The 13,279-nt window shown below is 59.3% G+C and carries 11 protein-coding genes; 6 read left to right on the top strand and 5 right to left on the bottom strand.

Annotated features, from left to right (window positions below):
- The first annotated feature begins 10 nt into the window (after nt 1-10).
- Nucleotides 11-1,657 (top strand): chaperonin GroEL, encoded by a 1,647-nt coding sequence (gene groL, locus CKW26_RS08730; RefSeq protein WP_095048279.1) that lies wholly within the window; start codon nt 11-13, stop codon nt 1,655-1,657.
- Nucleotides 1,658-1,854: 197 nt separating this feature from the next.
- Here the strand turns inward: groL and CKW26_RS08725 are convergent, their stop codons facing one another.
- Entirely contained in the window at nt 1,855-2,598 is a 744-nt protein-coding gene (locus CKW26_RS08725) for a phosphatase PAP2 family protein (RefSeq protein ID WP_095048278.1), read from the bottom strand.
- A gap of 220 nt (nt 2,599-2,818) precedes the next feature.
- Here CKW26_RS08725 and colR point away from each other — a divergent pair, with 220 nt between their 5' ends.
- The 5 genes from colR to CKW26_RS08700 all read left to right on the top strand — a co-directional run bounded on the left by colR (nt 2,819) and on the right by CKW26_RS08700 (nt 6,545).
- The gene (colR, locus tag CKW26_RS08720; RefSeq protein ID WP_095048277.1) at nt 2,819-3,490 is read left to right on the top strand and encodes a two-component system response regulator ColR; all 672 of its coding nucleotides are present in this window, start codon (nt 2,819-2,821) and stop codon (nt 3,488-3,490) included.
- A complete protein-coding gene (locus CKW26_RS08715) occupies nt 3,490-4,764 on the top strand; it encodes a HAMP domain-containing sensor histidine kinase (protein WP_095048276.1) in 1,275 nt (424 codons plus the stop codon). The genes colR and CKW26_RS08715 overlap by 1 nt, the downstream gene beginning before the upstream one ends.
- A gap of 161 nt (nt 4,765-4,925) precedes the next feature.
- Entirely contained in the window at nt 4,926-5,594 is a 669-nt protein-coding gene (locus CKW26_RS08710; RefSeq protein WP_095048275.1) for a class I SAM-dependent methyltransferase, read from the top strand.
- 4 nt (nt 5,595-5,598) lie between these two features.
- On the top strand, nt 5,599-6,315 hold the full coding sequence (locus tag CKW26_RS08705; protein WP_095048274.1) for a lipopolysaccharide kinase InaA family protein: 717 nt from the start codon (nt 5,599-5,601) through the stop codon (nt 6,313-6,315).
- A gap of 2 nt (nt 6,316-6,317) precedes the next feature.
- Nucleotides 6,318-6,545, top strand: a complete 228-nt coding sequence (locus tag CKW26_RS08700) for a hypothetical protein (RefSeq protein WP_034153490.1) — start codon at nt 6,318-6,320, stop codon at nt 6,543-6,545.
- A gap of 165 nt (nt 6,546-6,710) precedes the next feature.
- Here the strand turns inward: CKW26_RS08700 and CKW26_RS08695 are convergent, their stop codons facing one another.
- The 4 genes from CKW26_RS08695 to CKW26_RS08680 form a co-directional block, all read right to left on the bottom strand.
- On the bottom strand, nt 6,711-9,746 hold the full coding sequence (locus tag CKW26_RS08695) for a multidrug efflux RND transporter permease subunit (RefSeq protein WP_095048273.1): 3,036 nt from the start codon (nt 9,744-9,746) through the stop codon (nt 6,711-6,713).
- A gap of 13 nt (nt 9,747-9,759) precedes the next feature.
- Nucleotides 9,760-10,908, bottom strand: a complete 1,149-nt coding sequence (locus CKW26_RS08690; protein ID WP_095048272.1) for an efflux RND transporter periplasmic adaptor subunit — start codon at nt 10,906-10,908, stop codon at nt 9,760-9,762.
- 180 nt (nt 10,909-11,088) lie between these two features.
- Nucleotides 11,089-12,189, bottom strand: a complete 1,101-nt coding sequence (locus tag CKW26_RS08685) for a DUF1513 domain-containing protein (protein ID WP_095048271.1) — start codon at nt 12,187-12,189, stop codon at nt 11,089-11,091.
- A gap of 14 nt (nt 12,190-12,203) precedes the next feature.
- A complete protein-coding gene (locus CKW26_RS08680; protein ID WP_095048270.1) occupies nt 12,204-13,268 on the bottom strand; it encodes an imelysin family protein in 1,065 nt (354 codons plus the stop codon).
- Nucleotides 13,269-13,279 lie beyond the last annotated feature (11 nt).

Here is a 13,279-nt window from a genome sequence, read left to right as displayed (position 1 = left end):
AATATCGATCATGGCTGCTAAAGAAGTTCTGTTTGGCGATTCCGCCCGTAAAAAAATGCTCAAGGGCGTCAACGTCCTGGCTGACGCTGTAAAAGCGACCCTGGGCCCGAAAGGCCGTAACGTGATCATCGAGAAGAGCTTCGGCGCTCCGACCATCACCAAGGACGGCGTTTCCGTCGCCAAAGAAATCGAACTCGAAGATCGCTTCGAAAACATGGGCGCGCAGCTGGTCAAAGACGTTGCCTCCCGTGCCAACGATGACGCTGGTGACGGTACTACCACCGCTACCGTTCTGGCTCAGTCGATCGTCAACGAAGGCCTGAAAGCCGTCGCTGCCGGCATGAACCCGATGGACCTGAAGCGCGGTATCGACAAAGCGACCATCGCTATCGTCAAAGAGCTGAAGAACCTGTCCAAGCCATGCGCTGACACCAAGGCCATCGCTCAGGTAGGCACCATCTCCGCCAACTCCGACAACTCCATCGGCGACATCATTGCCGAAGCCATGGAAAAAGTCGGTAAAGAAGGCGTGATCACCGTTGAAGAAGGCACTGGCCTGGAAAACGAACTGTCGGTTGTTGAAGGCATGCAGTTCGACCGTGGCTACCTGTCCCCGTACTTCGTCAACAAGCCAGAGACCATGGTTGCCGAGCTGGACAGCCCGCTGATCCTGCTGGTCGACAAAAAGATCTCGAACATCCGTGAAATGCTGCCAGTGCTGGAAGCCGTTGCCAAAGCCGGCCGTCCACTGCTGATCGTTTCCGAAGACGTTGAAGGCGAAGCCCTGGCGACTCTGGTTGTAAACAACATGCGTGGCATCGTTAAAGTCGCAGCCGTCAAGGCGCCAGGCTTCGGCGACCGTCGTAAGGCCATGCTGCAGGACATCGCTGTTCTGACCGGCGGTACCGTTATCTCCGAAGAGATCGGCCTGAGCCTGGAAGCAGCTACCCTGGAAAACCTGGGCAGCGCCAAGCGTGTGACCATTTCCAAGGAAAACACCATCATCGTTGACGGTGCCGGTGCAGATTCCGACATCCAGGCGCGTATCGCTCAGATTCGTGCTCAGGTTGGTGAAACTTCCTCGGACTACGACCGTGAAAAACTGCAAGAGCGTCTGGCCAAGCTGTCCGGCGGCGTTGCAGTGATCAAGGTTGGCGCTGGTTCCGAAGTTGAAATGAAAGAGAAGAAAGCCCGCGTTGAAGACGCCCTGCACGCAACCCGTGCAGCCGTTGAAGAAGGCGTGGTACCTGGCGGTGGCGTTGCGCTGATCCGCGCTCTGCAAACCCTGGTTGACCTGAAAGGCGACAACGCTGATCAGGACGTGGGTATCGCTGTGCTGCGTCGCGCTGTTGAAGCACCGCTGCGTCAGATCGCTGCCAACAGCGGCGACGAGCCAAGCGTTGTCGTCAACGAAGTCAAGAACGGCAAAGGTAACTTCGGTTACAACGCTGCGACTGGCGAATACGGCGACATGATCGAAATGGGCATCCTGGACCCAACCAAGGTGACTCGTTCCGCTCTGCAAGCGGCATCGTCGATCGGCGGTCTGATCCTGACCACCGAAGCAGCTGTAGCTGACGCGCCGAAGAAAGACGGCGCTGCAGGCGGCGGCATGCCTGACATGGGCGGCATGGGTGGCATGGGCGGCATGATGTAAGCCAGCCTTACCCCTGTAACGCAAAACCCCGCTGGCGCAAGCCAGCGGGGTTTTTTATTGCCTTTGATTTAGTGTTGGCGCAAGTCCGAGTAATCGTTCATCGCTGGCAAGCCAGCTCCCACAGTGATTCGAGCGTTCACAAAATGTGTGCTCGGCACCAACCCTGTGGGAGCTGGCTTGCCAGCGATGGCGTCAGATCAGGCGCTGACCGGTTGCGCCTCGACCACGGCCGCGGTTTTCACCGCCGGGCGATACAGCACCCAGTAATACGACCCCAGACAAATCAGCCAGCAGAAAATCGCCGTCCACACGTTGTGCGAAAAGAAGTGCGCACCCTGCATCATCCGGCTGATCGAAAACACCGAACCCAGCGCGAAGGCAAAGATAAACGCCTGACGGGCCAGACGCGGACGGCGATCACGCAGGACAAAGAACAGCGCAAACAAGGTGAACCCCGTCGCCGCATGGCCACCAGGCCAGCAACGGCCGGGTTTGTCCGTTTGTGGACGATGTTCCATCAGTTTGCTGTAGGTTTCATGGCCGCCGAATTGCTCCAGGCTCCATGGGCACTGCACCGCCGTCACGGCTTTGACCGGGGTAACGAACGAGGTCGCCAGGCCCAGCGACAGCACCAGACAGCCCAGTTCGCGCTTGAACGGTTTCAGTCTGCCGACGAAGAACGAGCTGATGAAGCCGAGGATGGCAAACACCGAGAACGCAATGACCACCTGCTTGGCGCGATCATGGAGGATGTCTTCAAGGAAAAAACTGTGTCGCCCGATAAAGTCACCTGCGACCGGGTCATAGAACAGTCGGGCCAGATCCATGTCCAGATCAGTCAATTCAAGCAGCACCAGAATGATCGCCGCGACGGTGGGTATTCCCAGGCATAACCAAAAATTCAGTGGCCTGGAAACGGGGCGGGCAGAAGTCGACACCATGGGGCAATTCCTTGGTCGTAAATAGGGTCTGAAGAGCGCAACCGCGCGGAGTCTGCGCGCGTGCGCGTCGCCGATTTGTTAACCGAAAGTGAAAAAAACGTTGGCATGCACAATGAGCTTTTTCTCGTTAAACAACCCGACGCACGCCTAGCTCTGAGCCACACTTGGCCGTAAGCTGCGCGGGCCAAGACGGCCGTTACCCCGTACGGAGGAGGTGCCCATGCGAATTCTATTGGTCGAAGACAACCGCGACATCCTGGCCAATCTGGCCGATTATCTGGGCCTCAAAGGCTATACCGTCGATTGCGCCCAGGACGGTCTGTCGGGCCTGCACCTGGCCGCCACCGAGCATTACGACCTGATCGTGCTCGACATCATGTTGCCCGGCATCGATGGCTACACCCTGTGCAAACGCCTGCGTGAAGATGCCCGCCGGGACACGCCGGTGATCATGCTCACCGCTCGCGATCAACTGGACGATCGTTTGCAAGGCTTCAAGTCCGGGGCTGACGATTACCTCATCAAGCCATTTGCCTTGTCTGAACTCGCGGCGCGGGTCGAAGCGGTGATGCGACGTGCTCAGGGTGGTGGCCGCCGGGCCCTGAAAGTCGCAGATCTGAGTTACGACCTCGACACGCTGGAAGTGACCCGCGATGGCAAACTGCTCAAGCTCAACCCGGTAGGCCTCAAGCTTCTGGCCGTGTTGATGCAGAAGAGCCCACACGTACTGCGTCGGGAAATTCTCGAAGAAGCGTTGTGGGGCGATGATTGCCCGGACAGCGACAGCCTGCGCAGCCACGTTCACCAACTGCGACAAGTCATTGATAAACCTTTTGCCAAACCACTGCTGCACACTGTGCACGGGGTGGGTTACCGGCTGGCCGACGTGTAATGGAGTTCAGGCAAAGTCTTTCCCAGCGGATCATCATTGCTTTTGCCTTGATGAGCGCACTTGTGGCCGGCGCCTTCGCGATGGGCATCGTCGCGACCGTGCACCTGGTGGAAGAAAAATTGATTTCGGCGGGGCTGGGCGGCGATCTGCAACGGCTTCTGCTGATGGACAACGTTTCGGACTGGAGCCATCGCCCGGAACCCGACCAGTTGTTCTATTTCAGTGGCGGGCCGGGCGATTTTGAGCTGCCCAAGGACCTGCGTCACCTCGATTCGGGTTTCCATGAAGTGTTCCGCGAGCAGCTGTCGTATCACGCGATGGTCGAGGTCGTCGACGGTCGGCGTTATGTGCTGCTGCAGGATCAAAGTGATTTCGAAGAGCGCGAGCGCGTGCTGTTTGCCGTGGTGCTGGTCGGCTTCGTGCTCAGTCTGGCCCTGGCGGTATTCCTCGGGTGGGTGCTGGCGCGCAAGGTAATGGCGCCGGTGGTGCGACTGGCCCGGCAGGTGCGCCATCGCGATCAGTTGCTCGGTCTGGCGCCGCCGCTGGCACCGGATTATGCGGCAGACGAGGTGGGTGAACTGGCGGTGGCGTTCGATGCCACGCTGGGACGCCTTCGTCAGGCGCTGACGCGTGAAAGGTTGTTCACCAGCGACGTCAGCCATGAATTGCGCACGCCGTTGATGGTATTGGCCAGTTCCTGCGAACTGCTGTTGGAGAACCCGGGGATCGACCAGCGCGGCCGCTCGCAAGTCGAGCGAATTGCCCGCGCCAGTGAGGAAATGCGCGAGCTGGTGCAGACCTTCCTCATGCTGGCGCGCGCCCAGCACGAAGATGCGGGGATGGCTCTGCAGCAGAACCTCTCGCAGGTGGCCGAAAACTTATTGTGTCTGTGGCGCGGGCCGATCGAGAGCAAAGGCCTGAATCTGGTCTTCGAACCTGGCAATCCGACGGACGCTCGTTACAACGCGACCCTGTTGAATGCCGTGATGGGTAACCTGTTGCGTAACGCGCTGCATTACACCGAGAAAGGCTTCATTCGCCTGACACTCACGGCCAACGGCTTTGTGGTGGAAGACTCCGGTGTCGGCATTCCGGAAGAAAAGCGTGAAGCCATGTTCGAGCCTTTCGTGCGTGGCAGCGAAAAGCGCGGCGAAGGCTTGGGGTTGGGATTGTCGCTGGTTCAGCGGATCTGCGAGAACCAGGGCTGGACCGTCAGCTTGAGCACGATGGAACCCAATGGCTGCCGCTTCGAGGTGGATCTGGGCAAAATCTGACGCACGGAGTGGCTCGATGCTACTCCCTCCTTCCTGTCTAAATCCTGTATAACGCTGTAATAATTTGTCTATTTACCGGACATTTTTTTCACAAATGGATGACCTGACGCTGACATGCCGCTCCTTAAGGTGGTGACATCAGCAATTCAGGAGTCCAGGTGATGGCCGGTCCGATCAAACTCGATTTTTCCGAGAAGTACGACGATCAACACGCGCAGAAATACCTGCGCAAGCACAAAGAAAGCCTTGGACGTCGTCTCTCCCATTGGCGTGACGAACAGCTAGCCCGCAAGGCGCTGGCGTTGGTGGGTGAGCCGGGACTGGTGCTGGATTTGCCTTGCGGTGCCGGGCGTTTCTGGCCGTTGTTGGGCGAAAAGGCCAACCGGGTGATTATCGGCGCGGACAATTCCGAGTCGATGATCAAGACGGCCATGGAGTCGCAACCGGCGGATGTAGTGAAACGGGTACAACCCTTGCACACCTCTGCCTTCGACATTGCCTTGCCTGACAACGCGGTCGACAGCATTTTCTGCATGCGTTTGCTCCACCACATCGGTGAAGCCGAGCATCGCCGGGCGATTCTGAGCGAATTCGAGCGCGTTACCCGGGACAGTGTGATCGTTTCGCTGTGGGTTGATGGCAATTTCAAAGCCTGGAAACGCCAGCGAGCCGAGCGCAACCGTGACAAACGCGAGTATCAGAATCGCTTTGTGTTACCGGCCGCTACGGTGGAAAAGGAGTTCGAGGAAGCAGGTTTTCGGATTCAGGAACAACTGGACTTTATTCCGCTCTACGCCATGTGGCGGGTTTACGTATTACGCAAGAGGTAACAGGATGGCAGTGCAATTTGCAGCAGAAACGGACGTCGCTCCGCAAGATCGCTTTGACTTTTACTGGAACCAGCGCGGCGAGTGGGTGGAAGAACCCAACGTTCGACGTGGTGGGGAAAGTGGCGTGCAAAGGGTCGTGGGGCGCGATGGTCAACTGCTGTATGCCAAGCGCCAGACCGGTCATATCTATCGCAGTTGGTTGCACCCTTTTGGCCGTCCTACTGTTTTGCGTGAACTTGATGCGCTGACCGGCGTGAGCAAGCTCGGTGTGCGCGTGCCGCAAATCGTTTTCTGCGGCGCTCAGCCTGATCCGCAGCACAAATGGCGTGCACTGCTGGTCACCAAGTCCCTGGACGGTTTCCAGGAACTGGAACATTGGCTGGCGGCTGCCGGCGGTCGCGATCAGTGCGGCGATGTGGTGTATGAGCGTGTGCTCAAGGACCTCGCCGAAAACCTGGCGCGCATGCACAAGGGCCGTTGGCAGCACAGCTGCATCTACATCAAACACGTGTTTGTGCGTGTGACGGGCGAAGGCGACTCGGCCAAGGTCGAGGTCGCTTTGATTGATCTGGAGAAATGCCGCCAGCGTCTGACCGCCTATCGCGCCGCTTCCCACGACATGAAGCAATTGCGCCGCCATTCGTCGTTCCGCGACGCGGACTGGAAAAAACTCGTCTACTTTTATGAGACGGCGTTTGGCAGCGCTATCAAAGGTTTATAGCGATGAAACTAGAAATTGCACGAGGTTTGTTTTTAGTTGGAGCCTTGGCAGTTGCGTCATTGGCGGTGGCTGCCTGGGAGCAGCCCCGCATGCAGGTGGTGGGCGCGTCCGTAGACGACGCCCACTGCGCAGTCCCACGGGTGGCGAAAGCCTCCGTGGCGACCAAACCCGATCATGATCTGTTGTTGTTCATGTTCGGACTTTCTCAAGGGATGAGGCCGCAGAGTTGAAACGATTGAAGCCCACATAAAAGGCCTCGCAGATGCGAGGCCTTTTTTATGCCCGGAGCAACACAGATCCCTTGTAGGAGTGAGCCTGCTCGCGATAGCGATTTGTCAGTTAAAAATGATTTAAATGACACACCGCTATCGCGAGCAGGCTCACTCCTACAGGGGTTATGCGGTTGGCTTGGGATCGGGTTTCGCCAGCAGGGTGTAAACGCACGGCAAGACGAACAGCGTAAACAACGTGCCAATCGACATCCCCGTGGCAATCACCATGCCGATATCAAAACGGCTCACCGCACCGGCGCCCGTGGCCAGAATCAGCGGCACCATACCAAACACCATCGCCGCCGTGGTCATCAACACCGGCCGCAAGCGAATCGCCGCCGCTTCCTCAACGGCTTCGCGCGCCGTCAGGTCCTTGTCCTTGCGCAACTGGTTGGCGAACTCGACGATCAGGATGCCGTGTTTACTGATCAGCCCGATCAGCGTCACCAACCCGACCTGGGTATAGATGTTCATGCTCGACCAGCCGAGGAACAGCGGAATCAACGCCCCACAGATCGACAACGGCACCGTCACCAGGATCACCAGCGGATCGCGGAAGCTTTCGAACTGCGCCGCCAGCACCAGAAAGATAATCGCCAGCGCCAGCGCGAAGGTTACCCACAGGGCACTGCCTTCCTGCACGAACTGTCGCGATGCGCCGCCGTAGTCGAAAGCAAACCCGGCCGGTGCTTCTTCGCGGGCAATCTGCAACACGGTGTCGATAGCTTCACCCATGCTCACCAACGGGAAACCGGAGATCTTCGCGGCGTTAAGTTGCTGGAACTGATTGAGCTGGCGCGGTCGAGCGCGGTCGCTGACCTTGATCAGCGTCGACAGCGGCAATAACTCGCCCTGAGTGTTTTTCACGTAGTAGTTGTTCAGCCAGTCCGGATTATCACGATAGGGGCGCTCGACCTGGGCAATGACCTTGTAGCTGCGCCCATCAATGGTGAAACGGTTGATTTCCGCCTCGCCCAACAGCGTCGCCAGCGTGCCGCCGAGATCCTGCATCGACACGCCCATCTGCGCTGCTTTGGCGCGGTCAATATCGACCACCACCTCGGGTTTGTCGAACGCCAGATCGAGATCGACGAAGGCGAACTTGCCCGACTCCATTGCACGTTTCTTGATCCGGTCTGCCACTTGCAGCAGTAGTTCATAGTCGTTGGCGGTGTTGACCACGAACTCAAACGGCAGGCCTTCACCGGTGCCGGGCAGGGAGGGCAGGTTGAAACCAAAGATCTGCAAGCCAGGAATGCCTTCCAGTTTGCCTTGTACCTCGGGGAGGATTTGCATCTGCGTGCGACTGCGCTCGTTCCATGGTTTGAGCAGGAAACCGCCGATGCCGGCCTGCACGCCGTTGTAACCGTTGATCTGGAACGAGGAGTAGTACTCCGGGAATTCCTTGAAGATTTTGATGAACTCGTCGGTGTAGGTACTCAGGTAATCGAGGTTGGTTGGCTGCGGCGCAGTGGCCATCATGAAAATGATGCCCTGATCTTCGTCCGGGGCCAGTTCCGATTTGGTGAACTTGAGGAACACCGGGATCAGGCACAACACGATCACTGCGAACACCAGCACCACCGGACGCGTGTTCAGCGTGCCGTGGAGCATGCTCTGATAGCGGCGCTTGAGGCCGTCAAAAATGCGGTCGAGGCGGTGCGCGAGGCCGCTGGGATTTTCCTCGTGGCGTAGCAAAAACGCGCACATCATCGGCGACAGGGTCAGGGCGACGATCCCGGAGATCACCACGGCGCCGGCCAGGGTCAACGCAAACTCCTTGAACAACGCTCCGGTCAGCCCGGTGAGGAAACCGATCGGCGCATACACCGCCGCCAAGGTGATGGTCATCGACACCACCGGCATGGCGATTTCCCGTGCGCCTTCCAGCGCCGCATCAAATGGCGTCTTGCCTTCCTCGATATGCCGGTGAATGTTTTCCACCACGACAATCGCATCGTCCACCACCAGACCGATGGCCAGCACCATCGCCAGCAGCGTCAGCAGATTCATCGAGTAGCCCATCATCTGCATGAAGAACATCACGCCGATCATCGACAGCGGAATGGTCACCACCGGGATTACTACCGAGCGCAATGCGCCGAGGAACAGGAACACCACGACGATGACGATCAGCACCGCCTCGAACAGGGTTTTTACCACTTCATCGATCGAGGCCTGGATAAACAGTGTGGCGTCGTAGGCGATCTCGCTTTTCAGGTTCGGCGGCAGTTGCGCTTCCAGCTCCGGCATCAGCTTGCGCACTTCCTTGATCACATCCAGCGGGTTGGCGCCCGGGGTGGCCTTGATGCCGATGTACACCGACGGCGTGCCGCCAAACGAGCTGATCGAGTCGTAGTTTTCCGCGCCCATTTCCACCCGCGCGACATCACTCAGCAACACGCGGCTGTCGCCACTGACCTTGAGCGGAATCGCCGCGAAGGCTTCAGCGGATTTCAGTTCGGTGTTGGCGTTGATGCTGGTGACCACGTACTCGCCTTTCACTTCGCCAGCAGCGGAGAGGAAGTTGTACTGGCGCACGGCGTTGGTCACATCGCTGGCGCTGAGGCCGAAACCGGCGAGTTTCACCGGGTCGAGCCACAGGCGCATGGCGAACACCTGATTGCCGAGAATCTCCGCCTCGGCCATGCCCGGCAAGGTCGCCAGTTTTGGCTGGATCACCCGTGACAGGTAGTCGGTGATTTGCGGGTTGCTCAAATCCTTGCTGAAGAAGCTGATGTACATCAGCGCCGAGGCGTCGGCGGACTCCTTGCTCAGCACCGGGTCTTCGGCGTCCTGTGGCAGCTTGTTTTTCACCTCGTTGGCTTTGGCCAGCAGTTCGGTGAACAAACGGTCGGTGTTGGAGCCGATGCGCGCGTAGATCGAGATCACCGAGAAGTTCTGCCGGCTGACCGAAGTCATGTAGTCGATGCCCTCGGCGCTGGCGAGGCTCTGCTGCATAGGTTGGGTGATGTAGCCCTGAATGGTTTCGGCGTTGGCCCCGGGGTAAGCGGTGGTCACCGTGATCAGGGCGTTTTCCATTTGCGGGTATTGGCGCAGCGGCAACTTGCTCCAGGCCTGAAAGCCCAGCAGCACAATCAACAGGCTGACCACGGTGGCGAGCACCGGGCGGCGGATGAACGGATCAGTAAAAGCCATGGGATTTCCTTGATCAGTCGGCGCGCGGCGGACTGTTCTGCTCGCCGAGGGTCTTGTCGTCGCTGATGGCAATGTGGGCGCCGTTGTCCAGTTTGATCTGGCCAGCCGTTACCACTTGTTCGCCGCTCTGCACGCCCTTGTTGATCATCACCAGGCCATCGCGGCGTTCACCGGTTTCGATGAAGCGGCGTTCGGCGATCAGCACCGGTTGGCCCTTGTCGTCCTTTTCGAGACTGCCGTCTTCGGCTTTCTTTTGCCCGACCACGTAGATCGAGTTGCCGTAGAGGGTGTAGGTGATCGCGCTCTCCGGCACGACGATGTGTTTCTGCGGATCCGGCAACAACACCTCGAGGCTGGCGAACATGCCCGGCAGCAATTTGCCGTCGGGGTTGGCCAGCGTGGCGCGAACCAGAATGTTGCGCGTAGTGCTTTCGACGATCGGGTTGATCGCGCTGATCTTGCCGGCGAAGTTTTGCTTGGGATAGGCGGCGACTGCAATCTGCACCGGCTGACCGATGGCCAGTTTCGGCACCGATTGTTCGGGCAGGTAGAAGTCGGCGTAGAGGCTGCTCAAGTCCTGCAGCGTGGCGATTTTGGTGCCGCTGGCGAGGTAGTCGCCGACGTCGACCTGACGGATGCCGATGGTGCCGCTGAACGGTGCGAGGATGCGTTTTTTCGCCAGCGAAGCGTTGAGCTGATTGACCGTGGCTTTGTTTTTTTGCAGTACAGCGGAGAGCCGGTCGTACTCGCCTTTGGAGATTGCGCGGCTGTCGACCAGTTGCGCGCCACGGCCGAAGTCCAGTTGCGCCAGACCGAGATCAGCCTTGGCGGTTTCCAGCAGGGCGGTTTCGACGCCACTGTCGAGTTGCAGCAAGGGTTGCCCGGCCTTGACCTTCTGTCCGGACTCGAACTTGAGTTCGGTGACGGTGCCGGCGACTTCCAGGCTCAGCTCGACACCTTGCAGCGCCTTGAGCGTGCCGACGGTCGGCAGACGCATCTGCCACGGCTGTTCGGTGGCATTGGCCACGGCAACGCTGATCGGCGGTTTCGGCTTGGAAAAGCCCTGGATCATTGTGTAGATCGAAAAGGCTTTGTATCCGCCCAGCACCAGGACGATCAACAAAACAACACCCAACATGATCAGCATGCGGCGACGCAGCATATTTCCAGTTCCTTGGATAAATCAGGTGAGACAGGCGGGCACATTACTCCGAGTACAGGGGGGATTCCAACTGGCAGTTCTTACAGGGGGGCGCAAAAAGATCGCAGCCTGCGGCAGTTCCTGCAGAGGAGTGCATTCCAATGCAGGAGCTGCCGCAGGCTGCGATCTTTTAAGGCAGTTTTACGCCATCAAGTGCAGATGGTTGTCCCAGAGCCCCGCCGGTAATTCCAGTGGCTTGGCCAGCAGCTCATCCTGACGGCAATCGTAGTAACGGCAACGTCCTTGCCCGGAGGTCACGACAAAACCGTCCTTCACCGCACCCACACCCGCGCAATCGGGCAACGGCGCGTCGAGGCGCACCTCGCCACTGTCCAGATCCCAGATAAAGAAGCGGTTGCCACGCGGCGCCGTCAGCGCAACCAGGCGCAAGTCGCTGTGCACCGCAACACTGGCGGTGTAATGCCCCATCGACTGCAACTGATGCTCCGGCACCGGGAACGCCACGAACGGCTGCCCCGGACGCTTGATCGCCAGCAACTCCGAACGCTCATGCGAGGCGCCCATGAACTGCTGACCGGCGACGATGGTGCCATCGCTGGCGATGCCCAGATGGCGCACGCTGTTCATCTGCTGGGCGAGGGTTTCCTTGCTCAGCAGGGTGCCATCGCGCTGCATCAGCACCAGACTTGGCTCCATGGCGTTGAGGTTCATGTCGACGCGGCTTTCTGCCTCGGTACGAATCCCGCCATTGGCCACCACCAGCGTCTCGCCATCGGGCATCCACGACACCTGATGCGGGCCGAGGCCGTGGGTGGAAATTTCGCCGGTGTGCACCAGCCGTTCGCCTTCGAACTTGTACACACCGAGCAAACCACGGCCAGGATCGGTGGTGTCGTTCTCGGTGGCGTACAGGTATTCGCCGTCCTTGTGCACCACGGCGTGGCCGTAGAAGTGCCGGTTCGGCTGCGAGGTCACCGTCTGCAGCAACTTACCGTCGCGCAGGTCGATCAGGTAACTCTCGGTGCCCGGGCGACGTGCGACGAACAGTGCAATCGGCTGCGTCGGATGGTTGATGATGTCGTGGCAGCGTTGGCCGACTTCGGTGGCGAACACCCGCGTGCCATCCAGCCGATAGCCGACGGCGTAGTGCTTGCCGTCGGTGTCGTCGCGCGCCGACAGCAACAGCGGGCTCTGATCCTTGCGTTTGAACAGCGTCCAGCCGCCCAGCGTCACTGCTCCCAGCAGTGCACTACCTAAAGTCAGAACCTGACGTCGCAGCATGGCACTTGCCCTCATCAGTCACCGTCGTTGGCGTTGAAGCCCAGTTGGATGCCCAGCGCCTTGGCCAGTTCGCCTTCGTGCAGGCGATGGACGACGTTGAGGCTGTCGTAGATGTCGTTCAGTTGCTGACGACCGGCGTCATCTTCGAGCATTTCGCCGAGCGAACGCTGAGTGCTGTCGAACAGTTTCAGCGAAGCGGCGTAGGCAGCGTCGATCTTGTCCGCCAGTGGCTTCTGCTCAGCCGGCAACAGACCGCGCAGGCCTTTGTTGTCGACACCTTCCCAGACGGTTTTGGCAGCGGCGAGGCTGGCTTCCAGTGCGGTCAGCGAGGACTGGCTGCGCCAGGCATCGGCCTGGAACGGTTGAGGCACGCCTTTGCTCTGGCGGCCCATTGGCGTGCCGAGTTTTTTCTTCAGAGTGTCCAGTGCAGTGACTTGCACACGCAGCAGATCGGCGATCGCTTCGTGGGAGTCGGCATAGCGCTGGTTGGGGAACTTGGTCATCTGCGCGAGCATGCCGTCAGTGTTGTTCCAGCCCTGCAGAATCTCTTCGGCCAGTTGCTTCTGTCGTTCGCCAATGGCGATCAGCAGTGGGCAGTACTTGGCTTTCTGCTCGGCGGTGGCCACGTCAGGCTTGGCGTCGAACAGGATGTACTCGTACGCCGACAAACCTTGAACGACTACGCTCGATTTGGCCAGGGCGGCGGCGTCGATCTGCGGCTGCGCGACGACCAATTGCTCGACCTGACGGCCGACGAGGTTCTTCTTGTCCGGCCAGAACTGTACTTGCCACGAACGGTTGCCCTCGGCCAACGGGCCGATCAGCAGCGGTTGCAGCTCGGCCCAGGCTTTCTGCGCGTGCAGGAAATCGGCGCGGGCGGTTTCCAGGGTTTCCTTGCCCTGGCAGTAGGCGAGGGCGCTGACCGCCAGTTGCTTGTCGGCCTCGACCCAACGGGTGTAGGTCGGCAGGATCACTGATTTGGCGATGGCCGCCGACGTGACCGCTTGCGGATCCTGCGGCGAGCAGGCACCGAGGGCGAGCGCGGCAAGGCTGGTGAACAGTAGCTTGGGACGGAACATGTCGGGCTCCC

The sequence above is a fragment of the Pseudomonas sp. Irchel s3h9 genome, from assembly GCF_900187475.1.
Taxonomy (GTDB): Bacteria; Pseudomonadota; Gammaproteobacteria; order Pseudomonadales; family Pseudomonadaceae; genus Aquipseudomonas; species Aquipseudomonas neuropathica.
This window is presented reverse-complemented; position numbering and strand designations above follow the sequence as displayed.